22 protein-coding genes are annotated in these 23612 nt (G+C 65.8%); 13 read left to right on the top strand and 9 right to left on the bottom strand.

Annotation, left to right across the window (positions count from 1 at the left end; genetic code table 11):
• Positions 1-46 precede the first annotated feature (46 nt).
• Positions 47-1342, bottom strand: coding sequence for an ABC transporter substrate-binding protein (locus AC1DE3_RS20445; protein ID WP_476778251.1), 1296 nt, complete (start codon positions 1340-1342; stop codon positions 47-49).
• Positions 1314-2105, bottom strand: a complete 792-nt coding sequence (locus tag AC1DE3_RS20450) for a FadR/GntR family transcriptional regulator (RefSeq protein WP_476778250.1) — start codon at positions 2103-2105, stop codon at positions 1314-1316. Before AC1DE3_RS20450 ends, AC1DE3_RS20445 begins: the two co-directional genes overlap by 29 nt.
• A 110-nt stretch (positions 2106-2215) precedes the next feature.
• Between AC1DE3_RS20450 and AC1DE3_RS20455 the strand changes: the two genes are divergently transcribed.
• From AC1DE3_RS20455 to AC1DE3_RS20475, 5 genes are all read left to right on the top strand, one after another.
• On the top strand, positions 2216-3340 hold the full coding sequence (locus tag AC1DE3_RS20455; RefSeq protein WP_476778249.1) for a mandelate racemase/muconate lactonizing enzyme family protein: 1125 nt from the start codon (positions 2216-2218) through the stop codon (positions 3338-3340).
• 198 nt (positions 3341-3538) lie between these two features.
• On the top strand, positions 3539-4411 hold the full coding sequence (locus AC1DE3_RS20460; RefSeq protein WP_476778248.1) for a carbohydrate ABC transporter permease: 873 nt from the start codon (positions 3539-3541) through the stop codon (positions 4409-4411).
• Complete coding sequence (locus tag AC1DE3_RS20465; RefSeq protein ID WP_476852708.1) at positions 4404-5246, top strand: carbohydrate ABC transporter permease; 843 nt, start codon at positions 4404-4406, stop codon at positions 5244-5246. Before AC1DE3_RS20460 ends, AC1DE3_RS20465 begins: the two co-directional genes overlap by 8 nt.
• A 35-nt stretch (positions 5247-5281) precedes the next feature.
• Entirely contained in the window at positions 5282-6148 is an 867-nt protein-coding gene (locus AC1DE3_RS20470; protein WP_476778246.1) for a DUF6772 family protein, read from the top strand.
• Positions 6148-6483 carry a hypothetical protein gene (locus tag AC1DE3_RS20475; protein WP_476852709.1) on the top strand — a complete coding sequence of 112 codons (336 nt, stop codon included), beginning with the start codon at positions 6148-6150 and terminating at the stop codon, positions 6481-6483. The genes AC1DE3_RS20470 and AC1DE3_RS20475 overlap by 1 nt, the downstream gene beginning before the upstream one ends.
• Before the next feature lie 110 nt (positions 6484-6593).
• Here AC1DE3_RS20475 and AC1DE3_RS20480 read toward each other — a convergent pair whose 3' ends face one another.
• The gene (locus AC1DE3_RS20480) at positions 6594-8129 is read right to left on the bottom strand and encodes a S10 family peptidase (RefSeq protein ID WP_476778244.1); all 1536 of its coding nucleotides are present in this window, start codon (positions 8127-8129) and stop codon (positions 6594-6596) included.
• A 504-nt stretch (positions 8130-8633) separates the two neighbouring features.
• Here AC1DE3_RS20480 and AC1DE3_RS20485 point away from each other — a divergent pair.
• The 3 genes from AC1DE3_RS20485 (at position 8634) to AC1DE3_RS20495 (ending at position 13454) form a co-directional block, all read left to right on the top strand.
• Positions 8634-10199 (top strand): hypothetical protein, encoded by a 1566-nt coding sequence (locus tag AC1DE3_RS20485; protein WP_476778243.1) that lies wholly within the window; start codon positions 8634-8636, stop codon positions 10197-10199.
• A gap of 155 nt (positions 10200-10354) precedes the next feature.
• The gene (locus AC1DE3_RS20490; protein ID WP_476778242.1) at positions 10355-12106 is read left to right on the top strand and encodes a type I secretion system permease/ATPase; all 1752 of its coding nucleotides are present in this window, start codon (positions 10355-10357) and stop codon (positions 12104-12106) included.
• Positions 12093-13454, top strand: coding sequence for an HlyD family type I secretion periplasmic adaptor subunit (locus tag AC1DE3_RS20495; protein ID WP_476852710.1), 1362 nt, complete (start codon positions 12093-12095; stop codon positions 13452-13454). Before AC1DE3_RS20490 ends, AC1DE3_RS20495 begins: the two co-directional genes overlap by 14 nt.
• Positions 13455-13509: 55 nt before the next feature.
• Here the strand turns inward: AC1DE3_RS20495 and mgtA are convergent, their stop codons facing one another.
• From mgtA to AC1DE3_RS20510, 3 genes are read right to left on the bottom strand one after another with little or no spacing between them, the layout of a single operon-like run.
• Complete coding sequence (mgtA, locus tag AC1DE3_RS20500; protein WP_476852711.1) at positions 13510-16110, bottom strand: magnesium-translocating P-type ATPase; 2601 nt, start codon at positions 16108-16110, stop codon at positions 13510-13512.
• Complete coding sequence (locus tag AC1DE3_RS20505) at positions 16107-16340, bottom strand: hypothetical protein (protein ID WP_476778239.1); 234 nt, start codon at positions 16338-16340, stop codon at positions 16107-16109. The genes mgtA and AC1DE3_RS20505 overlap by 4 nt, the downstream gene beginning before the upstream one ends.
• Positions 16341-16351: 11 nt before the next feature.
• On the bottom strand, positions 16352-17416 hold the full coding sequence (locus AC1DE3_RS20510; protein ID WP_476852772.1) for an NAD(P)-dependent alcohol dehydrogenase: 1065 nt from the start codon (positions 17414-17416) through the stop codon (positions 16352-16354).
• A 247-nt stretch (positions 17417-17663) separates the two neighbouring features.
• On the opposite strand from AC1DE3_RS20510, the gene AC1DE3_RS20515 reads away from it, so the two are divergent.
• Entirely contained in the window at positions 17664-18554 is an 891-nt protein-coding gene (locus tag AC1DE3_RS20515; RefSeq protein ID WP_476852712.1) for a universal stress protein, read from the top strand.
• An 88-nt stretch (positions 18555-18642) separates the two neighbouring features.
• A complete protein-coding gene (locus AC1DE3_RS20520; RefSeq protein WP_476778237.1) occupies positions 18643-19449 on the top strand; it encodes an ABC transporter ATP-binding protein in 807 nt (268 codons plus the stop codon).
• Between the two features lie 31 nt (positions 19450-19480).
• Here the strand turns inward: AC1DE3_RS20520 and AC1DE3_RS20525 are convergent, their stop codons facing one another.
• The gene (locus tag AC1DE3_RS20525) at positions 19481-21025 is read right to left on the bottom strand and encodes a bifunctional aminoglycoside phosphotransferase/ATP-binding protein (RefSeq protein WP_476852713.1); all 1545 of its coding nucleotides are present in this window, start codon (positions 21023-21025) and stop codon (positions 19481-19483) included.
• A 221-nt stretch (positions 21026-21246) separates the two neighbouring features.
• On the opposite strand from AC1DE3_RS20525, the gene AC1DE3_RS20530 reads away from it, so the two are divergent.
• Together AC1DE3_RS20530 and AC1DE3_RS20535 are read left to right on the top strand one after the other, a co-directional pair.
• The gene (locus AC1DE3_RS20530; RefSeq protein WP_441513396.1) at positions 21247-21417 is read left to right on the top strand and encodes a hypothetical protein; all 171 of its coding nucleotides are present in this window, start codon (positions 21247-21249) and stop codon (positions 21415-21417) included.
• Between the two features lie 31 nt (positions 21418-21448).
• On the top strand, positions 21449-21895 hold the full coding sequence (locus AC1DE3_RS20535; RefSeq protein WP_476778235.1) for a host attachment protein: 447 nt from the start codon (positions 21449-21451) through the stop codon (positions 21893-21895).
• 294 nt (positions 21896-22189) lie between these two features.
• On the opposite strand, the gene AC1DE3_RS20540 is transcribed toward AC1DE3_RS20535, so the two are convergent.
• On the bottom strand, positions 22190-22399 hold the full coding sequence (locus AC1DE3_RS20540) for a hypothetical protein (RefSeq protein ID WP_476778234.1): 210 nt from the start codon (positions 22397-22399) through the stop codon (positions 22190-22192).
• A 147-nt stretch (positions 22400-22546) separates the two neighbouring features.
• Positions 22547-23026, bottom strand: coding sequence for an NUDIX hydrolase (locus AC1DE3_RS20545; protein ID WP_476778233.1), 480 nt, complete (start codon positions 23024-23026; stop codon positions 22547-22549).
• A 114-nt stretch (positions 23027-23140) separates the two neighbouring features.
• On the opposite strand from AC1DE3_RS20545, the gene AC1DE3_RS20550 reads away from it, so the two are divergent.
• The gene (locus AC1DE3_RS20550; RefSeq protein ID WP_476778232.1) at positions 23141-23542 is read left to right on the top strand and encodes a phasin family protein; all 402 of its coding nucleotides are present in this window, start codon (positions 23141-23143) and stop codon (positions 23540-23542) included.
• Positions 23543-23612: the final 70 nt, after the last annotated feature.

Genomic DNA, 23612 nt, shown 5'->3' on the forward strand with positions numbered 1-23612 from the left:
GGATATGTCCCCGGCGGCGCTTTGGTCGCGCCGCTTTCTCGACCGTTCAGGCCGGCAGCAGCGGCTGCACGCGCTTGACCAGCGACCCCATCGCCTCCTCCGGCGTCTTCATGCCGAGCACGGCGGCTTCCGCCTCTTCCTTGAACAGGTCGCCGGCACGCGCCGCCTCGTCGAAGGCCGGCATCGGCACGCGCGCGACCTTCAGCACCTTCAATTCCTCGGCGGCGTAGGGCACAGTTCCGGCAAAGCTCTGATCGGCGTAGGTCGAGGCGCGCACCGGTCCATTACCGTTGAGCGCCGCCTTCAGCGTCGCCTCCTTCGAGGCCATCGCCTTGATGAAGCTCCAGGCGAGGTCCTTGCGCCTGGCGTTCTTCGGGATGACCATGCCCCAGAACTCGACCTTGGCCGGCGCGGCGTCGTACTTGCCGGCGAGCGTCTTCGAGGCGGGAACGGCGATCGTCTTGATCTTGCCGGGGAATTTCGACTTCTGCGGGTCGTTGTAGATGCGGTTGCGGCCCATGCTCTGCAGGCTCATCGCAGCGCGGCCCTGCTGCATCCAGACATTGACGTCCTCGGGCGAAAGCGTCGCGAAATTGCGCGGAAAGGCATTGGCCTGGAAGAGCGCGCGCAGCGTATGGATCGCGTTCAGCATCGGCGGCTGGTCGGCGACGCATTTGAAGTCGGGCGTGATGAACTCGCCGTCCCAGGCGCGCGCGAGGTCGATCACGTTGGGATAGGTCACGCCCGGCGTGCACAAGCCCACGACCTGCGTGCCGTCGCTGCGGCGATAGCTACAGGCCTTGGCGATCTCGATCATCTCCTCGATCGTCGCCGGCGGCTTGGAGAAACCCTTCTCGGCCAGGATTTCCTCATTGTAATGCAGGCCGGAAGAGGCGTGGCGGAACGGGATGGCGAGTTGCTTGCCGCCGACCTTCATGCCTTCCATCAGGCCGGGGAAGATGTCGGCGACGTCCTCGACCGGGTCCTTCTTCAGATAGTCGTCGAGCGGCTCGAACAGGGTCGCGGCGCGCGGCACGACCTGGGTGTTGACCACGAAGCCGACATCGACCGAGGTCTCGCCGAGGCTGGCCTCGCGGAACAGTCGTTCCTGCAAGGGGCTGGTGTCGAAGGTCGTCCACTGGACGGTGACGCCGTTCTTCTGCGCCCAGTCCCTGGTGATGTCGCCGGCCTGCGCGCCGGTCGCGACCGTCTGCATGACGCGGTGGGTGAAGACGTTGAACGGGCCGCTCTGTGCCAGCGCGGCCCCGCCGAGCCCGGCGAAGCTCACCCCAAGGATGCCGGCCCCGAACTGTCTACGATCGAGCGTCGTCCTCTGGTTCATGCTGATCCTCCCTGTGGTTCGCGAGTTCCGCGATGGCGGCTTCTGCCGCTTCGAAATGCTTGTTCATGGCGGCAAAGGCCGCAGCCGGATCGCTCGCCCGGATCGCCTCGACGACGCGGACATGCCGTTCGAAGGTGCGCCGCCAGTCCTCAGGCCCCCTCGCCTCGCGCGAGTTGAAGATCTCCATGACCTCGCGGATCACCGGGCGCAGGCCCCGGATCTGGAAATCGAGCAGGCGGTTGCCGGATGAGGCGGCGACGGCCTCGTGGAAATCGAGATCGGCCTCGATCCAGCGCGGCACATTGCCGAGAGCATCTTCCATCCGGGCGAGAATGAGATCGAGCTTCTCGATATCCTCGGCCGAGCGCCGCTCCGCGCTATGGGCCGCGATCGGCGGCTCGAGGATGCGGCGCAGTTCCACCGCCTCGCTCAGGCCGTTGGCGCGGCCGCGCACGGCGAAACGATAGAAGCGGTCGAGCGGGGCGGCATCGAGCGCCTGCACCCGCGTCGGCTTGCCCTGCTGGATATGGACGACGCCCATGGCTGCGAGCTGGCGGATGGCTTCGCGCGCGATCGGCTTGCTGACGCCGAAGGAGGCCGCGATGCGCGCCTCCGATGGCAGGGAGTCCCCGGGCTTCAGGCGCCCCTCATGAATCGCCTGCGTGATGCGCTGGATCACCGCATCGCCAAGGCGCATCGGCACGACATCGCCACCCGCGAACGGGTCGTCTGCATCCAGAACGGAACGGGCGAGATCGCTCATCAATGTCCTCCGGCGGTGATCATTGACAGGTGCCGCGTTCCTTGGCAACTGTTCAACTTATCTGATAAGTAGATGCCGCTCAGCGGCACGTCTCGGGAGGGCCATGCCGCATGTCGGCCAGCCGCATCGCCAGAATTGATGTCCATCCGCTGCGGGCGACCCTGCCCAAGGTCCAGCGGACGTCGCAGGGCGACTATCCGGCGATCGAGATCGTCGTGGTCGAAGTCGAGGCCGAGGATGGCACCGTCGGCTTCGGCGAAGGCTTGTGCCGGCGCGGCGCGGCCGGCTATGCGCGCTTCATCGAGGAGGCGCTGGTGCCACGCCTGATCGGGCGCGATGGTGCCGACCGGCGCGCGCTCTGGAAGGCGATGCGCGCGGCGCTCTCGGGCCGCCCCGGCGGGCAGATCGTCGAGGCGATCGCGGCAATCGATATCGCGCTCTGGGACATCGCCGGGAAGCAGGCGAACCAGCCGATCCACCGCCTGCTCGGCGGCATGGGGCGCAAGGCGGTCGCGGCCTATGCCTCCTCGATCAACTGGCTCGACGATGCGACTGTCGAGGCCGAGGTGGCGGCGGCGCTGAAGGCCGGCTTCCGCGAGATCAAGGTCAAGCTCGGCCATCCGCTCAAGGACGCCATCGCCCGTGCCGGACTGATTCGGCGCCTCGCCGGCGACGATATCGCCCTCTATGTCGACGCGAACTGGGCCTATGACGTCGACGACGCTCTGATCGTCGGCCGCGCGCTTTCCGATCTCGGCTATGGCTTCTTCGAGGAGCCGATCGCGCCTGGTGATCGCGAGGGGTATCGCCGCCTCGCGCAGCACCTGCCGATCCGGCTTGCGGCCGGCGAAAGCGATTTCGTCGCAGGAGAGGCGCTGACCATGCTGCAGGATCGCTCGCTCGGACTGATCCAGCCCGACGTGACGCGCTCCGGCGGCATCACCGAGACCTGGCGCATCGCCGAGCTCGCCGCGACTTTCAACACGGCCTATGCGCCGCATGTCGGCTGGTCCGGTGCGATCTGCGTCGCCGCCAGTTTGCAGCTCGCAGCGGCGGCAGAGAGCTTCCGCACCTTCGAATGCATGGTCTACGAGAACCCGCTGCGCGACGCCTTCACTAAGCCGCTCGTCGGCGAGGGTTCGCAGCTCGTCGACGGCAAGCTCGCGATCCCGCAAGGGCCGGGGCTGGGCATCGAGATCGACCGCGAGGCGCTGAAGCGCTTCGGGATCGCGTGAGGCGGCGATGGATTCGAGCGCTTCCCTTCCATCCAAGCTCCGCCGTCATCCCGGACAAGCGGCGCAGCCGCGCCGATCCGGGATCCATCGAAAGGTGTCGAACTCTACGATGGATCCCGGGTCTGCGCTTCGCTTGCCCGGGATGACGGAGCGGTTTGGAAGAGCGGGATGGGTGAAATCTGAAGCGCGAGTGCTCTCATGACCACCCGCACGCCCATTTCCGCCATCGCACTGGTCACGCCGGTCCAGCTCATGATCGGCGGGATCATTTTCCTGCCGGCGATCTATGTCTTCTGGCTCAGCCTCAACCAGTCCTCCTTCGGTCAGGCGGCGACATTCGTCGGCCTCGCCAACTACGCCAAGGTGCTGGCCGATCCGTATTTCTGGAAGGCGCTGCTCAACACCGTCATCGTCGTCGCCATCGTCGTGCATGTCGAGTTGCTGATCGGGCTTGGCATGGCGCTGTTCTTCGCCTCGGGCGTGCCGTTTCGCCCTCTCCTGCTCGCCATCGTGCTCGCGCCCTATGCGGTGAGCGAGGTCTCGGCGGTGGTGATGTGGCGCTATTTGTTCGAGCCCGACGTCGGGATGATGAGCCGATTGCTGGCCGCGATCGGCCTGCCGCCGATCGAATGGGCGGTCAATCCGAGCCATGGCCTCGCCATGGTCAGCCTGCTCTCGATCTGGTTGCACCTGCCCTTCAGCTTCATCATCCTCTATGCGGCGAGAATGTCGGTTCCCGGCGATCTCTACGAGGCCGCCTCGATCGATGGCGCCTCGGCCTGGACCTCTTTCCGCCGCATCACGCTGCCGCTTTTGATGCCGGCGCTGCTCATCGCCGCGCTGTTCCGCTACATCTTCGCCTTCCGGCTGTTCTCGGAGGTCTGGCTGATGACCGGCGGCGGCCCGGCACGCTCGACCGAGGTGATGGCGGTCTATCTCTATCTCGAGGCCTTCCGCTACAACGCCTTCGGCTCGGCCGCCGCCACCGGCTGGCTCCTGGTACTCGCCTCGCTCCTGCTCGCGCTGTTCTATCTGCGCCGGCTCTACCGGGAGATGTTCGCGCGTGCCTAAGCTCTCCCTGCCCAAGGTTTTGCGCCATCTCCTGAAATTCGTCGGCGTGCTCGCAGTCGTCGCGTGGTCGCTCGTGCCGATCGGGCTGATCGCGATGTCGTCCTTCAAGGCCGACCGCGACATCTTCTCGACCACCGGCACCTTCTCCTTCGCGCCGACGCTGGCGAACTATCAGGCGCTCTGGAGCCGCTGGGGCGATTTCTTCTTCGGCCTGTGGAACAGCTTCCTCGTCACGGTCGGCGCGACTGTGCTGGCAGTCGGAGTCTCGCTGCTTGCCGGCTTCGCCTATTCGCGCTTCGCCTCGCGCGGCCTGCAGGCCTCGGCCTTCTTCCTGATCTTCATCCGGCTGATCCCGCCGATCGTGATCACGCTGCCGCTCTTCCCGGTGGTGAACTGGCTCGGGCTCAACGACACGCATTTCATCCTGATCGTGCTCTACGCCACCTTCTTCGTCTCGCTGGGGACGGTGGTGATGCGCACCTTCGTCGACCAGATCCCGCGCGAACTCGACGAAGCCGCGATGGTCGACGGCGCCTCGCAGATGCAGATCATTGTCCGCGTCATCCTGCCGATGGCGGCACAGGGCATGCTCGCGGTCTCGGTCTTCGTCATCGTCTATGCCTGGAACGAGTTCCTCTTCGCCTTCATCTTCACCACCACCAATGCCAAGACCGCGCCGCTGGTGATCTCCGAGATGATCGGCGCCGTCGAGGGCGTCGAATGGGGCGTGCTCTTTGCCGCCTCGACCGTGCAGCTCGTGCCCGTGCTCGCCTTCGTCATCCTCATGCAGAAACACCTCGTCGCGGGCCTGACCGCCGGCGCGGTGAAGGGGTAACCGCCATGAACCCATCGGATTCCCGGCTAGACGACATGAGGCGCGCGCTCCGCGAGAGTGACCCGCAACTCAGCCGCTTCGACCCGCTGCCACGCATCATCTGCCTCGACGATTTCGACCGCGGCATGTGCGGCTGGACCCAGCTCGTCGGCAACTACGAGGATACGCTCGACGCGATGCTGCCGGGCTATGCCCAGCACAGCCACGCCATGCTCTCGACGCTGCCGAGCTGGGATTTCGGCTCGCATGGCGGCGTCGACGGCTCCTATGCGTTGAAGATCGCGACGCGTCCGAGGAAGGGCGCGCAGAATGTCGCGATCAAGCGCCTGACCTTCCGCAAGGCCGGGCCGATCCGGCTCGAGGCCTACTTCACCTTCAAGCCCGAGGCGACGGAGCTCGCGCTCTCGGAGACCGACATCCGATCTTTCGGCTTCCTCTACGATCTCCAGATCGGCGACACCTCAGGGCCGGGCGATCGCGTCATGCCGCACCTGCGCTTTCTCAACGCGCAGGACGGGCAGCACATCCAGAAATGGCAGTTCAAGCGCCGGACGACGCCGATCAAACCGATCGGCACCGCCGGCAAGACGATCACGCATTACCACCTCGCGCCCGAGGACTGGGAGGATCTGCCGGGCGGAGAGCAGCGGCTCTGCTACAACGAGATTCCGACCAAGGTGAACTGGCACTATCTGCGCTTCGATTTCGACCTCGCCGCGATGCAGGCGACGCGCTTCCAGGTCAATGACCGGGTCTTCGCCATGGACGGCTTCGACTGCATCCGCATCCCCGCGATGAAGAACCTGTGGTGCATGCTGAACCTCGCCTTCTTCGCCGAGACGGATACCAACAAGCGCGCCTTCGCCTATCTCGACTCCGTCTGCCTGTCGGGGGATTTCTGATGCTGCCCGAAAACCTGACCGCCGTCGTCGCCCGCAACGAAACCTGGACGGGGACCAGTGCGACAGAGCCCTACGAGGCGGGCTGGGCGAAGGAGGCGATCGTCTTCGTCAGAGCGCTGAAGGACCCCGAAGGACCTCTGCCGAAGGCGCGGATCGAAATCTCCGCCGACGGCATGCACTGGTGCCATGAAGGCTCGGAGTTCGCGCTGCCAGCGGCGAAGGACGCCGTTACTTTCCAGCGCCTGTCGCATTTCGGCAATTTCCTGCGCGTCGCAGCAACGCTACCCGATGGCGCCACAGTGACCGTCCTGGTTACGCTTCATCTTAAAGCTTGACCGTGCGGGTGCGCCCAGCGCCACTTCCGGACGTTGGGTGTTCGCCCCAAACCCCACATCGCGCGCCAGCCCTCACGAAATTGCATCGCGCGGCCTCGGTCTGTGTCGCGCTAAAGCTCCTGGCGCGGCTCCACGATCTGCCGAACTGCATCGCGTAATTCGGCGCGCGATTTGTCCCGGGAGTAGAACATATGCCCCCCTTCAAACAGCGATAGCTTAACCCGTCTGGGATCGCCGAGAGCGGGAAGTTGGTCGAGCAGGAGCTTGCTTTCGAGGTACGGCGTGACGAGGTCGGCGTAACCATGGGCGACGAGCACGCGGATATGAGGGTCCAGCGCCAGAAGCTTCCGCAGCTCCGAGATCGACTCCCGATCGCCCCGCCCCGGGCCGTAACTCCAACGATTGCTGACTTCGTTGTTGAGCAGCATATAGCGCCCGTCGGGGCTCCATTTCAGATCGTTTGCGTAGTGAATCAGCATCGCGCTCGTCAGCGGTGCGGTCGCCGCCTCCAGGACGGCATCCGGCGCCCGGCTACGAGCGGCATCCGGCTCGGGATCCATCGCGGCAACCGCTCCGTCATAAGGGCTGCCGACGACAAAGTCCTTTCGCCCTGCCTCGCGCAAAAAGGTGCCATTATCGATCTTGCCACCGCGGCGCTCGACAAGATCCCGATCGAGCCCCGTGAATCCCGCCACGCGTTCAACGATGCGAGCGCGAGCCTGGGCGTCGCGCGGCCCCTTCAAAAGATCAATGACGTATTCGCCGGTGGCATAGGCCTCGACCTCCGCGAGCCGCTCGGGCGAGAATTTGCCTCTTGCCTCCAAGTGGGTTGCTGCCAAGGAGGGCAAAGAGACCGCCCATTTCAGCGGCGTGTCGCGCGCGTCCCGCTGGAAGGTGAAGTCCAGAACCGGCGAGATCAGGATCAGGCCGGAAACGCCGATGCCGTCCGAGGTCTGCAATTCGCCGGCGATTTTGGGGGCCCGGAATCCACCGTAGCTCTCGCCGACCAGATAGACGGGCGAGCCAATCCTGTCGTTTGCCCTCAACCAATTGACGATGAAGCGCGAGAGCGAGCGATAGTCCCCCTCGACGGACCAGAGCATGCCCCGCGCGTCGTCCGCGCCAGATGAGAACCGGCTGAACCCTGTTCCAACCGGATCGATGAAGACGAGATCGGCGAAACTGAGCCAGGTCTCTCGATTGTCTACCAGGGTTGGCGGAGCAGATGGCGCATCGCCCGGTCGCCCGAACGCAACGCGTTTGGGTCCGAATGCCCCGACATTGAGAAAGGCTGAAGCGGCGCCCGGTCCGCCATTGAAGGCGAAGATCACCGGACGGCGACGCTGATCGGCCTTTTCGCCGGCGAGCGAGCGCTGATAGGCAATATACGCGATCTCTCCCAGAACTCGGCCGGAGGCTTCGCGCACCGGAAGTGCGCCCGCAATGGCGGTGTATCGCAGAAGGCCTTCATCCAGAGCGAGTTCATGCTGTGTGATCGACGCGGGCGGCAAACTGGACGCCGTGACCACTCGCCGTTCCGCGACCTCGGCCGAGGGCCTGGCTCCAGCGGCCGGACTGTTGGCCGCCCCCTCCTGTGCATAAGCAGTTGCCGCGCTGAACAGGGCGACAAGCAAAGCGATCGTCACCGACCAACCACTCGGACGCCCGGCCGTTTTCCTTGGATGCGTCACTCGACCGACCCCTGCTTCAAGATTGCGGCGAATGTGCTCACCGCCCAATGACCATAGCCCGCCCCAAGATCCGGTCTGCAGGCAAAGGCTTCACAAATCCGGGACCTGCCCCGACCGCCTGCCCCCCGCGTTGCTGAAGCTCGCCGCCCCGCGCCGAGCTCTCGGCTCCGATCGCGATCTCGCTCGGATCCGCCCTACCGAGCATCGAGCGATCGAAAATGCATTGCGCGTGCTTGGCTCGTTGCGCGAGCGAGGCCCCCCGAGAAAGCCGGCTTTGCTGAGCGGTGTGTCCTTCGGCCGATGCAACTGGAGGCTGGCTCCTGCTTGGCAGCGAGCATGCGCGGAGCGCCCGGAGTGTCGTCGATCCAAGCGAACTACCCCGTTTGTGCTCGTTGTGGGCTCGGGCATATCAGCCTAATATCGCGACGGGCGCTGGGGTAACTCAGTGGGAGCATGACCATGTCTCACCGCGTGCCGTTTACCCCGGGTGATCTGACCGATCATCAATTGGGCGCTGATGACACTCTTGCCGGCGATCCGACCAACACTGTTTTGATTGGCGACGCCGGCGGCAACCTGCGCGATCATTCCCGGGGCGGCAACGACACGTTCAGCGGCGGCGCCCCTGCCAGCTACACCTTCTACGGTGACGCGGTCGGCAACGTGCTCGACCATGCTCAGGGCGGCAACGACTCTTTCAGGGGTGCGCTCAGCTCCACCAACACGGCCTACGGTGACGTGGGTGGCGACATGCTCGACCAAGGCAAGGGCGGCAATGACGCCTTCACGGGTGGAGGCCTCTCCACCAACACTTTTTTCGGCGATGCGGGCGGCCGGATGTCCGGTCAGGCTCAGGGCGGCGATGATCGTTTCGTGGGCGCTGCCCTGTCCAACAACATTTTCATCGGAGATGCGGGCGGCGATATGTCCAGCCATGCTCGGGGCGGCAGCGACAACTTCATCGGCGCCAGCAACCAGGCCAACAACACCTTCTATGGCGACACGGTCGGCAGCATGCTCGACCATGCTCGAGGCGGCAATGACAGCTTCACTGGCGGCGGCCAAGATGCCGACAACAGTTTCTACGGTGATGCGCTCCGCGACATGTCGGATTTCGCCCAAGGCGGCAACGACGATTTCACGGGTGGCGGCGCCTTCAGCAACAACGTTTTCGCCGGCGACGCCGGGCGCAGCATGTCCGGTCATGCGCGGGGCGGCGACGACAGTTTCACAAATAATGGCGCCTTTTCCACCAACTTTTTCTACGGTGACGCGTTCGACATGGTCGACTTTGCCAAGGGCGGCAACGACACCTTCACCAGCGGTCCCGGCTCCAGCAACACTTTCTTCGGTGATGCCGGCCACAACATGTTCGGCCGGGCTCAGGGCGGCGATGACGTCGCGTTCTTTGCCGGCAATGAGGGACTATCCGCGCAGTTCACGAATGCGGCCTATGGCGACGCGCAGACGATGTTCGGCGATGCTGCCGGCGGCAATGACCGCCTGTCGGGCGGCGTCGGTTCCGGGGATGTCGTCAACCAGTTCTATGGCGACGCGCAATCCATGCGCGACGCGGCGAGAGGCGGCAACGATACGCTGACCGGTGGCAGCAACAGCGGCGCAGGCACGGTGACGAACAGCCTCTTCGGTGACGCCGCAACCCTGTCAGGCTTCGCCAGGGGCGGCAATGATACCTTGATCGCCGGGACAGCTGCATCCGGATCCGCGGTCAGCAACGACATGTGGGGCGACGGACAACTGAGCGACCAGGCGCGTGGCGGCGCCGATCTGTTCCTGTTCAAGGATTCTGGTTCGATGACGGTCGGGACCAATAACACCATCGAAGATTTCAGTCAGGCCCAGCATGACAAGATCGGGTTCAGCGGTGTGGCTGGCGTACATTCCTTCGCTGATCTGACTATCGCGCAAAGCGGCTCCGACACCGTCATTACCGCCGGGGCGGACCAGGTTACGCTGCACAATTTCACGCACATGCTGACGCATAGTGATTTTTTGTTCGCCTGAAAGCAAAGCGGGGTTTGCCGGTGGCTCGTTCTGCGGAGCGCAGCTGTCGGAAGTTCCGGAAAATCTTGCCTGCCGTTGGCCGAAGGCGGATCTCCGGTGAGATCCGCCGGGGCCATAGGGTGGGCCCTGTCTGACCCGTTCACATCTGCTTAGGGATGGCTGCCTTGCTTCCCAAGCCCTCTTCCGATGCTGCCAGCGAGGCGTTGGCATCCTGCCGCTCCGCCTTCCTGGCGGTCGCGCTGTTCTCTGCCCTGGTCAACGTGCTGATGCTGACCGGGTCGATCTACATGCTGCAGGTCTATGACCGGGTGCTGCCCTCGCGAAGCGTGCCGACGCTGGTCGCGCTCTCGATCATTGTCGCAGCCCTCTACATTCTGCTCGGCCTGTTCGATTGGCTGCGCCAGCGTATCATGATCCGGATCGGGATCGTGCTCGACCGCCAACTCAGCGCGCCGGTGGTCGGCGCAATCCTCGGTACGCACCTGCGCGGCGGGCCGGGCGGCATTCAGCTCTCACGCGACCTCGACAGCGTGCGCGGCTTTTTCTCGGGGCTCGGGCCGACGACGCTGTTCGACCTGCCCTGGATCCCCCTCTATGGCGGCCTGTGCTTCCTGCTGCACCCTTCTCTCGGCTGGACCCTGGTCGCCGGCGCGGCGATCCTCATCTTCATCGCCTTGCTGACCGAAGTGCTGACGCGTGGCCCCGCGCGCGAGTCGTCTCGCGCGGGTGCCGAGCGCTCGGCCCTGCTCGAGGCCGCCAGGCGCAATGCCGAAGTGATCGGCGCGCTCGGCATGGAGCGGCGCGTCGCCACTCTGTTCGACCGCATAAACGACCGTTACGTCGTGACCAATCTTGGCTCGTCCGATCTCGTCAGCACGCTCGGCACGATGTCGAAGACCATCCGCTTCATGCTGCAGTCGGCCATGCTCGGCCTCGGCGCCTGGCTGGTGATGAAGAACGAGGCCTCCTCGGGCGTGATGATCGCCGCCTCGATCCTGAGCGGCCGGGCGCTGGCGCCGATCGAACTCGCCATCGGCAGCTGGCGGCCCTTCATCGGTGCCCGCCAGGCCTGGCAGCGGCTGAAGGCGGCGCTGGCGGAGCCGCGCGCCCATCCCTCCATCGCGCCGGACCGGCCGACGGAGCGGCTGGTGCTGGAACATGTCTTTGTCGCGGCGCCGGGCGCCCAGAGCCCGATCGTGAAGGATGCAGGCTTTGCGCTGAATGCGGGGCAAGGGCTTGCGATCATCGGCCCCTCCGCCTCCGGCAAGTCGACGCTGGCGCGGGCAGTGGTCGGGGTCTGGCCGCTCATGCGCGGCAGCCTGCGTCTCGACGGCGCGACGCTCGACCAATGGGCCCCCGAGCAGCGCGGCGGGATCATCGGCTACATGCCGCAGGACGTGCAGCTCTTCGCCGGCACGGTGGCGGAGAACATCGCCCGCTTCGATCCGGACATCAGCGAGGAGGCCGTTCTCGCCGCAGCCAAGGCGGCCGGCGCCTACGCCATGATCCTCGGCCTGCCCAGGGGCTTCGAGACGCCGATCGGCGAAGCCGGCAGCCTTCTTTCCGGCGGCCAGCGGCAGCATATCGCGCTCGCCCGGGCGCTCTACCGCGACCCGTTCCTGGTTGTGCTCGACGAACCGAACGCTAGCCTCGATGCAGCGGGCGATGCGGCGCTCACCGCCGCCGTCGGCAGCGTGCGCGAGCGCGGCGGCATCGTGATCGTCATTGCCCACCGCCCCTCGGCGCTCGCTGGCACCGACCTCGTCCTGATCCTGGCCGAGGGCCAAGTCCAGGCGTTCGGGCCGAAGGAGGAGATCCTGCGGAAGAGTCTGGCGGCTGCCCCGGCAGCGGCGGGCGCCGGCTTCCAGGCTTCGAAGAGGATCGTGACAACCGATGCGCACGGCTAACGAGAACGTGGTGGGTGGGCACCTGTCAGGTGCGAGCCGGAAGATCGCGCGCCGCCTCGATCCCCGCCGCGATATCCGCCGGGCGGCGATCGCCGGCGTCGCCACCATCGCCGTGCTCTGCGGCACGGTCGGGCTCTGGGCCGCGACGGCACCGCTGGCGGGCGCGGTCATCGCCTCCGGAAAGATCGTTGTCGAGAGCAATGTCCGCCGCATCCAGCATGCAGCCGGCGGCATCGTAGCGGAGATCCGGGTCAAGGACGGCGACCACGTCAAGGCCGGTGACGTCCTGGTCAGGCTCGACGAGACCCATGCCAGGGCAAGCCTGGCACTGATCGAGATCGAACTGCGCAGGTTCCAGGCCCGCAAGGCCCGCCTCGAGGCCGAGCGCGACGGCAAGGCCGAGGTCGTCGTCCCAACGGAGCTGGCGGAGCGGGCGAGAGCGCCGACGGTGATCCAGGCCCTGGACAGCGAGCAGACCCTGTTCCGCACGCGACGCAGCGCGGCCGAGCTGCAGCGCTCGCAGTTCCGCGAGCGCATCGTCCAGTCGCGCGAGGAGATCAGGGGGATCGCGGCCCAGATCGAGGCGAAGCAGGCGCAGGCCGGCTTGATCAAGCAGGAGCTCGACGCCGTACAGAAGCTCTACGACCAGAACCTCGTCGCGCTGTCGCGGCTGACGGCGCTGCAGCGCGAGGCCTCGCGACTCGCCGGCGAGCAGGGCAGCCTCATTGCCGACACGGCCCGGGTGAAGGGGCGCATCGCCGAGATCGAGCTGCAGATCCTGCAGATCGACGAGGACCTGCGTCGCGAGGTCACGACCGAGCTGCGCGATGTCGACGGCAAGATCGCCGATCTCTCCGAGCGGCGCATCRCAGCGGTCGACCAGCTCGACCGGACCGAGATGCGCGCGCCGCAGGACGGCATCGTTCACCAGAGCACGGTGCACACGATCGGCGGCGTCATTTCGCCGGCGGAGCAGATCATGCTGATCGTGCCCGAGACGGACGGGCTCGTCATCGAGACGCGCATCGAGCCGGCCATGATCGACCGGTTGCGCATCGGCCAGGCTGTCGTATTGCGATTTCCTGCTTTCGACAGTCGCACGACCCCCGACCTGGAGGGGCGCCTGATCCGGATCTCGGCCGACGCCTCCACTGACGAGAAGACGGGTGTCTCCTTCTACACCGCCCGCATAAGCCTGGGGCTGAACGAAGTGAAGCGGCTCGATGGCAAGGTGCTGCTTCCGGGCATGCCAGTCGAGGCCTTCATCCAGACCGGCCTGCGCACCGCCTTCGTCTATCTCGTGAAGCCGATCGAGGACCAGATCGCGCGATCGTTCCGATACGATTGATGCCGATCGAGGCACCGCCCGGCGGCGTTCCGCGGCGGCCTGCCCAGCCGGCCGCTCAGAACGGCCGGGCGCGGCGGCGCATGGCGGCGCCGGCAGCGCGGGGCTTTCCCCTGCCGGTGCCGGCACGCATCGCCAGCGGCTTCAGCAGCTCGGCGAGGACGAGATAGAAGGCCGCGATGGCCAGAATGGACAGTAGGATCGGCATCGGCAGCCCTATGAAACCGAGCGGGCGTCCGACCGGCGTCAGCGCCAGGATCAACGCGATCGCCAGCGCGCCCAGCGAGGTTGCGACAAGGAAGCGGTGCGGCCGGCTGCGCCAGCAGGGAGCCGCCGTGCGGATGACGAAGATCACCAGGATCTGTGTCAGGATCGACTCGACGAACCATGCGGTCCTGAACATCTCCACACCGGCGCCGAAAACGCCGAGCAGAACGGCGAATGTCGCGGCGTCGAACAGTGAGGAGAGCGGGCCCATGACGAGCGTGAAACGCAGGACGGCGTTCATGTCCCAGCGTCGCGGTCGCTCGAGGTCGGCGGGATCGGCCTCGTCGAAGGGGATGCCGACCTCGGAGAGGTCGTAGAGGATATTGTTGACCAGGATCTGCAGTGGGTTGAGCGGAAGGAACGGCAGCACCATCGAGGCCAGTGCCATCGAGAGCATGTTGCCGAAATTCGAGCTCGTGCCCATACGGACATACTTCATGATGTTCGCATAGGTGCGCCGCCCCTCGGCGATGCCCTGCGCGAGCACGCCGAGATCGGGCGCGAGGAGGACGATCGCGGCCGCCTCGCGCGCGACTTCCGTGCCGCCCTCGACGGACAGGCCGACATCGGCGGCGTGGATGGCCGGCGCATCGTTGATGCCGTCGCCGATGAAGCCGACCGTGTGCCCTGCCCTGCGCAGCGCCAGGACGATGCGCGCCTTCTGCTCCGGCGCGACCCGGACGAACAAGTCGATGTTGCCGATCCGGGCGGCAAGCGCAGCGTCACCCAATGCCGCGATCTCCTCGCCCGTCATCAGGCCGCGCGACGGGAGCGCCAGCGTTTCCGCCAGATGGCGGACGACGGGAGCCGCATCGCCGGAGATCACCTTGACGCGCACGCCGGCCGCCGCGAGCTGGCGAACGGCTGCGCCTGCCGAGGTCTTCGGCGGATCGATGAAGGCGGCGCAGCCGGCAAAGACGAGCCCGGCCTCGTCTTCGCGGACCAGCGCATCGGTTCCCGGCGCCATGGATCGGCGGGCGATGCCGAGCAGGCGCAGCCCCTGCGCGCCCTTGGCATCGATGAGGGCGAGYAGCCGGCCTCTGGCCGCGTCCTCAAGCCTGACGGCATTGCCATCCGCTGCCTCGAACCGGTCGCATAAGGCGAGCAAGGCCTCGGGAGCGCCTTTGACGATCATCTCCCGTTCGTCGCCTCTCGCTACGAGGACCGAGGAGCGGCGCCGCTCGAAATCGAAAGGCAGATCGGCCAGAGGACGCCAGGAGCCGTCATCGTCTTCTGAGCCGGCGAGCAGGGCGGTGTCGAGGTTGTTGCGCAGCCCGCTGCAGAAGCGGCTGTTCACCCTCGCGAGCGCGGTCACGTCGGCATTTTCGATGCCGTCGCAGCCGAAGCTCCCGACATGGGCGATCCGCGCTTCCGTCAGCGTCCCCGTCTTGTCGGTACACAAGACGTCCATCGCGCCGAGATCGTGTATCGCGGAGAGGCGCTTCACGACGACCTTGCGCGCAGCCATCCGCAGGGCACCGCGCGCGAGCGTCACCGTCATCACCACCGGCAGCAGCTCCGGCGTCAGGCCGACGGCAAGCGCGACGGCGAACAGGAAGCTCTCGATCGACAGACCGTGCCGCACGAGCTGCGTCAGCAGGACGAACAGAACCAGGAAGCCGGTGAGGCGCAGGATCAGCATTCCGAGGCCATGAACGCCCCGTTCGAAGGCCGTCGGCGGCTCGCTCGCCTGCATGGAGCGGGAGATCGAACCTAGCCGCGTATCGGCACCCGTCGCCACCACGAGCATCCTGGCCTCGCCGGCGACGAGGCTCGTTCCGCCGAAGAGCGCGGTATCGGTTCCGTCGTTGCCTCGGTCGGATTCCGCGGCCAGCTTCTCGACGGGAAAGGGCTCGCCCGTGAGCACCGCCTCGTCGGCCATCGCGTCATGGCTCTCGAGGATCAGCCCGTCGGCCGGGATCAGATCGCCGGCACGGAGCGCGACCACGTCGCCTGCCACCACCTCCCTTACCGGAATCTCGACCGGCCGCCCGCTCCGAACGGCCGTGACTTGAACCGCAACGGTGCGCCGCAAGGCATCGACGGCGTTCTCGGCCTGGGTCTCCTGGAAGACATCGAGAGCGATCGAAGCCAGCACGATGAGGACGATGATGATCAGGCTCTGCCAATCGCCCGTAACGCCCGAGATCAACGCGGCGATCAGCAGGATCGCGATCAGAGGCTCGACAAGCCGCTTGGCGATCTTGAACGGCAATCCGCGCCGCAGGCTGGCCACCGCGAGATTGGGTCCGCAGCGGCGCAGACGCTCGGCCGCCTCCGCATCGCTCAAGCCATCCGGAGTCGCCCCGAGGCGCTGCAGCGACGCGCAGCGGCCTTCCCGCCAGAACTCGCCCTCGCCTGCCGCCGCCGCTTTCGCTGGTTCCATGGTCATCCCGGGCTCCCGCTGATGCTCCCATCGATCGCGGTGATGATCCTGTCGCGGCGGCGGGCCAGATCCATGCTGTGGGGCACCATCAAAAAGCCGGTGCCGGAGCGCCCATTCGCCTCGCGCATCAGCCCGAACACGCCATCGGCCGATTTGCTGTCGAGGTTGCCCGTCGGTTCGTCGGCCAGAACGAGAACCGGCTGCTGAACCGGCGATGGCGTGACGCGCTGGTCCATGGCTCTGCCGCTTACGGCGTGATGGCAACCTTGAGCACGCCGTCACGCTGATGGGAGAACAGCTCGTAAGCGTCCTTGATGCGCTCCAGCGGGTATCGGTGCGTGACCAGCGGCTCCAGATCGACGCGGCCGGAAGCGACGACCTCGATCAGGCGCCGCATCCGCTCCTTGCCGCCGGGACAGAGCGTGCTGACGATGCGGTGGTCGCCGAGGCCCGCGGCGAAAGCCCCGAGCGGGATCGTCAGGTCGCTGGAATAGACGCCCAGCGACGAGAGCGTTCCGCCCGGCCGCAGCACGCGCAACGCCGCGGAAAAAGTTTCCTGCCGTCCAAGCGCCTCGATCGCGACGTCGACGCCCCTGCCCTCCGTCAGCCGCATGATCTCGTCGACCGGGTCGCTCTTCGAGAAATCGACGATCTCGTCGGCTCCCAGCCTGCGTGCCACGGCCTGCCGCTCGGGGATGCTCTCCACGGCGATGATCCGGGTCGCCCCCATCAGGCGCGCTCCGGCCGTGGCGCATAGCCCGATCGGTCCCTGCGCGAAGACCGCGACGCAGTCGCCGATCCTCACGCCGCCGCTCTCGGCACCGGAGAAGCCGGTCGACATGATGTCGGGACACATCAGCACCTGCTCGTCGGTCAGACCGGAAGGCACATGGGCGAGATTGACCATGGCGTCCGGCACGAGCAGATATTCGGCCTGCGCCCCGTCGATGGTATTGCCGAAGCGCCAGCCACCCATCGCCTTGAAGCCGTGGCGCTCGCCAGGGCCATCCTGCGAGGCGCAGCCGCAGAGGCAGGCGGCGCTGTGTCCGGACGGCGTGATCGCACCGGCGATCACGCGCTGGCCCTCCCGGAAGCCCCTCACCTCGGATCCCAGCTTCTCGATCACGCCGACTGGCTCATGGCCGATGGTGAGGCCGCGTGCGACCGGATACTCGCCTTTGAGGATATGGATGTCGGTGCCGCAGATCGTCGTGGTCGTGATGCGCAGCAGCGCGTCGAGCGGCCCGACATCCGGAATCGGCTTGTCTTCGAGCTCGATGCGGCCTGGCTCTCGGAAGACGGCGGCGCACATCATCTTGGGGCGGCTCGTCCGCCCGGCCCCCGGACAATGCGCTGGACTGAAGCATTGGCGGCATGTTCGCTCTCCGAAATCGCCGTTGTGGTTTCGTAGCCCCAGCTTGCCGCGAATCCGCGCCGCTGCATTTGATTCAGCGCAAACGCCGGGAACCCCTGTCTCGTTTTGATGAGAATCAATGCGGCCGGCCTGTTTCCGCTGCTCGATAGGCGCCATGAACAGCGCTATCGATGCGGAGGTTGGCATGAAGGACTTCACTCAATCGTCAGGCGCCTCGGCGAAGGCACGAGCCGCCGGCAACGCTGCCTATCGCGACATCGCGGTTCATCTGGACGGTTCGCCGGAAGATGAGGTCCGCCTGGCTCACGCTGAAGCGCTCGCGGCGCGGCACGGTGCCCGCCTCACCGGGGTCTTTACCAATCTCCTGCCCGACCCTGCCATTTTCGTCGGTGAATTCGGCACCTCCGCCATCGGGCAATTGGTCGATGACGTAACCGAGGAAGGAGATGCCAGCGAGAAGCGGCTGCGCCAGCGATTGACGCGCCTCGACCCTGCGCATGAGTTGCGCCGTGTCGATGCTTTCCCCGGTATCCTCGAACAGGCCGTCGCCACGGAAGCCCGCTGGAACGACCTCTTCATCGCGACCTGCCCGCGCGACGATAGTCAGGCACGCTGGCGTCCCCTGCTCGAGCGCGTCATGTTCGATGGCGGAAGAGGGCTCTACCTCGTGCCGCCCAAGGCCCTGCCGCGTTCCGCGATCCAGACCGTCCTTGTCGGATGGACCGACACGCGGCAAAGCGCCCGCGCCGTGGCCGAGGCTTTGCCTCTGATCGTTCAGGCGACGCAGGTCCATGTCGTCACGGTCCGGGAGGAAGCCCACGGACGGATGGGCGGCGCCGAAGTCCTCGCCGACATCTGCGCCCATCTCGTCCGTCACGGCGTCGAGGCGACGGCGACCGTTCTCGACACCGAAACCTCCGCGGGCGACGCCATCCTGGCCGAAGCCCGCAGGATCTCGGCAGACCTGATCGTCGCCGGAGCCTACGGTCATTCGCGCTTCAGGGAGTGGGTGCTGGGCGGCGTGACTGCGGATCTGCTCGACAGCGCTCCCGTGCCGCTTTTCCTCGCGCACTAGCGCAACCGCAGCCGTTGGTCTGCCGGCTTATCCGATCGGCAGCACCTGCGGCTCGGGTGTATGATGGTGCGCAGCCGGAGAGTTATCCATGGCTTCGACCGAACGAGACATGGCTCCGGACAGCGGTGAGGTCGCCATCCGCGTTCGGGACCTTGCAGTCGCGTTCGGCGACAAGACCGTGCTGGACCATCTCGACCTCGACGTCATGCGCGGCGAGGTTCTCGGCGTGATCGGCGCGTCCGGATCCGGCAAGTCGGTCCTGGCACGCACCATTCTGGGCCTTGTGCCCAAGCGAAGCGGCGTCATCGAGCTCTTCGGCAGGAACATCGATGATCTGCGGGAGAACGAGAGGCGATTGCTCGAACAGCGCTGCGGCGTCATGTTCCAGCAAGGCGCCCTGTTCTCATCGTTGACGATCGCCGAGAATATCCAGCTGCCGATGCGCGAGCTCCTGCATCTGTCGCCGAGCCTGCTCGCCGAGATGGCAATCCTCAAGCTCGATCTGGTCGGATTGCCGCCAGATGCAGCGGAAAAATATCCCGCCGAGCTCTCTGGTGGCATGACCAAGCGGGCGGCCCTGGCACGTGCCCTCGCCCTCGATCCCGAGGTCCTGTTTCTCGACGAGCCGACGTCAGGGCTCGATCCGATCGCGGCCGATGCGTTCGATCAGCTTTTGCTGACCCTGAAGGCGAGCTTGAACCTGACGGTGATGATGATCACTCATGACCTGAGCAGCCTTCATACGACCTGCGACAGGGTCGCGGCCATCGCGCACGGCAAAGTCATCGCCCTCGGGTCGCTACAGGATCTGCTCAAGCACAAGGATCCCTGGCTCAGGCAGTATTTTGCCGGGGAGCGCGGTCGTACGATCTTCGCGGACGAGATCACCGCCTGATGCCGCGCAGGCACCACTTGGGACGGAGATGCTATCGACCCATATCGTGCAGGTATTTCAACGCCGGCGCCTCTTCGAACGTGCTTCGAAGCACGCCGTCGATGTTCTCCTCGGCCGCGATCCTCGTCCATTCCGTCGCCGCGCCATGCCGGGCAATCTGGTCGATCACGACGCCGGGCGTGGCGTCGGAGGGATCGCCACAGCGCGCCGAGACCCGTCGCACCAGCGTCTCTTGCGGCGCCTGCAGCCAGAGGCCGCAGAACGGCATGCCTGCATGGCGAGCCACCTCGCCGATCCGTTCCCGGTCCACGCGCCGATCGAAGACGGCATCCGCGACGGCCGCGTGACCTTGCGCCAGCGTCGCTTCTGCAACCTGCATCATCGCGGCATAGGTCCGGGCGGAAACGTCAGCGCTATAGCCATCCGCCGACAGGCGGATCTCTGGGGCGACGCCGCACAGCTTCTTCCGAATGCGGTCGCTCGCGGCGATGCGGGCCCCCGGCGGCGGCCCAAGCGATGGCGCGAGCTTCGCCGCAAGCGTCGATTTCCCGGAGCCGGAATAGCCGCCGACCGCGACCAGCACAGGGGACCGCGCCTTCAGAAGGTTGCGGCAGAGCTGGAGATAGGCGCGTGCCTCGGCCAATCGCGAGGCCTTCGGTCTGCCGCTATCCACTGCGGTCACATGCGCGCGCACGGCGGCCCTCACCGCCATGAAGAACGGTAGCAGGCACAGGCCGGACTCGTCGTCGATGGCATCGAGATAGCGATTGAAGAGGACGTTCGCGAGTGTCTCGAGCTTGCGGTGCCAGAGGTCCATGAGAACGAAGGCGAGATCGTAGAGGATATCCACGGTCGCCAGATCCTCATCGAACTCGAGACAATCGAAGAGCAACGGCTTGCCCTCGAACAGGCAGATGTTGCGCAGATGCAGATCGCCATGCCCGCGCCGAACCATTCCCTGCCGTGCCCGCTGGTTCAGCAAGCTGGCATGGCGCGCGAGCGCTTCGCGGCACCCCGCGATCACCGGTTCGACCTCGCGATGCGGGAGAAGCTCCGCATTGGCGAAAGCTCGCTCATTGACCGACAGCACGCGCTCCATCCGCCTTGCGCCCTCGCCGTCCGGCGAGATGGGCGCCGCGCGATGAAATCGCGCGATCGCACCGGCGAGCGCAGCCATGTCGGGCGCGGTGAGATGCTTTCTCTCTGCCATCCGATCGAACAGGAAATTGTCGTTGAAGCGTTCCATTTCCAGGACGGCATCGACCAATTCGCCCCGGCCGTTCAGCGCAAGATCGCCGTTCTGCTCCCGCGTGATCCGGTGGACCGCGCGATAGAGGTCGGGAGCGGTCCGGCGGTTCAGCAGCAGTTCTTGCTCGCACATCGCCAAGCGTCGTTCCGGCGTCGACAGATCGACATAGGGCAGCTTGACGGGTCGTTTCAGCTTGAGGGCCCGGGAGCCGATCAGCAGGACGATCGAGATGTGGGTGGAGACCATCTCCATCCACTCCGCGCCGCCTCCGAAAGCATCGCACGATCCGAGATAGCAGATCGTTTCATTCTGGCTGGCAACCTGCATGACAAGGCTCCCCTCGGACGAGCCACTATTCTTCAGTCCCCAAAAACGACATTGATGCTTGTCAATATCGACGGCCTGACGCCCCTGCAAAGCGGAACGATTTCAGGATGAGCTGGCCGCCAATCGTCTCGCGTCCTCGATCGGTTTTCGTCCTTGACGCGGATCAAGGACCGGGGGCGGCGCTGCGATTATCTGAGCTGGTTGCACCTTAGGGGGCTGCCATGCCCGAAGCGAGCGCATGTGGCTGGATCGCCAAGGTCGGGCGCTCCTGGCGAAACTGGCGCGACCGTGCCCCGGCAATCGTCAACCAACTGGACGAAAAGCCTGCCTTCTCTTTCTTGCTGCATTTGCGCGCCTTTATCAGCCTCGTTCGCGAGATTATTTCCCGCTGAAGCCGCCCCGGTCATCGCAAGGAGCAACGCCATGAACCTACGGATTCCGCACGACGCATGGGTGATCATCTGCGATGCCCGCAAGGCGATGTTTCTGCGAAACGAAGGCAGCCCGACGCTCCTCAAGCTCGAAGTCGAGCAGATCAAGCAGGCCTCGCCAAACCCGCCGAACGGTCAGCAGGGAGCGGATCGGCCCGGTCGCATGCAAAATGCCGTCGCGCCCACCAGCGCGACCGACGAAACAGACTGGCATGACCTGGCGGAGAAGCAGTTCGCACGCGAAACCGCGGCTGCCCTCAATCTTGCCAGCCAGTCCGGCCGCTCGCGAGGCATCGTATTGGTGGCGCCCCCGCGTATCCTCGCAGTGCTCCGGCAGCACCTCGACGAGCAATCGCGCTCTCGCATCGTCGCAGAGGTCGACAAAGACCTGACCAAGCATCCGATCCACGCGATAGAACGGCTTCTGACCGGCGCCTAGAAGGGAAGCGCGTCTCAATGCGGGTATCGAGGCTGGCCGCCGAGGCGAATTGTCTCGGGACGACGCCGGCTTGCCTTGTTGGCGTTCGAGACGGCCGGTCGCAGGTCTTGTCCGCGAGGACATATGTAGCAGCAAGTTGCGGCAATTTGTTCATACCCTATGTGAGCCATGCGGATCTGCCGCCATCCGTGCGCGGTCATATCCCTGAGCATGCGCAGGATATCGACCGCGCGGCCTTGACGAACGCCGAAACAAGCGCAGCTTCGCGGGGCGAACGCGAATATTGGTGTCGCTTCAGTTGCCCTGTTCATGCGCAGGATGGCGCAACTTCCAATCGCGGACTGCGTCCTTGAGCGCCTCCAACTCCCGGAAACTGGTTCCATCCTGTACGAGGAGCGCTTTGATGCGGTGCCTCGCGAGCGCATAGTCCTGAGCGGTCTCGATCGTGAACCTGGGCGGGTCTGACCTGCAGGATTCCGGCCCGTGCGTGATTGCCGTTTTCATGGGCTACCTCCGCGGACGATGGAGTGCCGATCATACTCCGAACGCAAGAGCCGGCGTTTGCGCCAGATCAAGCCCGGCTCGGCGACCGCTCGGGCCGCACGCCGCTGCATCGCGCCAGCGCACCGCGATCATGACGTCGAGCGGCGGTCAGGCTCGATCGCCTTCGTCGGCCAGCTTCTTCTCGAGGCGATCGAGAAGCTCGGCCTGCGCCTCCAGGATGCGCCGCCGAGCCTCGGGAAGCGAAAACCACGCCGCCCTGTCGATTTCGGGAAAGCGGCGGATATGGCCGCTGCCGCGCGGCCATTCCATCTCGGCCTCGCTGGTGCAGCGACTTTGCTCCGCGGCAAGGTCCCCCCTCAGCGCAAAGGCTTCGACGACCTTCCCCGCCCGTTGCCGAATGCACCCGAGCGGAATGAGAGGGCCGTCGGGCGCCGCCCCCACTTCTTCCGTGAATTCCCGCCGCGCAGTCTCCTGTGCTGTCTCGCCCGGCTGCGCCTCGCCCTTGGGGATAGACCAGGCTCCAAGATCCTTGCGCTGCCAGAACGGGCCGCCCGGATGGACGAGCAGAACCTCTGCGCCCTCTTCCGCCAGGCGATACATCAGGATGCCGGCACTGAAGGAAGCCATCGAAAAACCTCGGCCGCGGTCCGAATTTGCGATGCGTCAAGGACCGGGCGACGCGCCCCGAGGAAACTCCGCACTGCCGCAGCTCAGGCGGCTGAGACAACGCAGGAGGTTCACATGCCTACGATGAAGCCTGTCTCCGACTCCCTTCCCGCCGACCAGAACGGGGCCACCGCCATGATCGATGAAGGCATGCAACTCGTCAAAGCGCAGTTCGGCTCGGCGACCGTGCTGCCGCAGAAGCTCTGGGAAACCCAGTTCGCCATGGTCTCCGAAGTCCTGGCCTTCATGGGGCGCCGAATGCAGGCCCAGGCCGAATTCTGCGCCAAGCTCGGCCGTTGCAAGGAGATCGCTCAGGCGGTCGACGTTCATCAGGATTTTGCCAGGGGTATCGGAGGCGCCTACGCCGACGAAGCCGAGAAGCTGTCGACGCTCGCCCGCCGGAATATGGATGCCTGGACCGGGATCAGCGCCCAAGACACGTCGAACTGGCCGGGCCCCCGGAAGGCCGCGGCCTGAGAGGCTGCCCTTGGAGCCCGTCTGAGCGCCCGCAAGGCAGCTCGGACGGCTCATCCGCCAGCTTTCTGCA

Source organism: Allobosea sp. 10L417, from assembly GCF_056395485.1.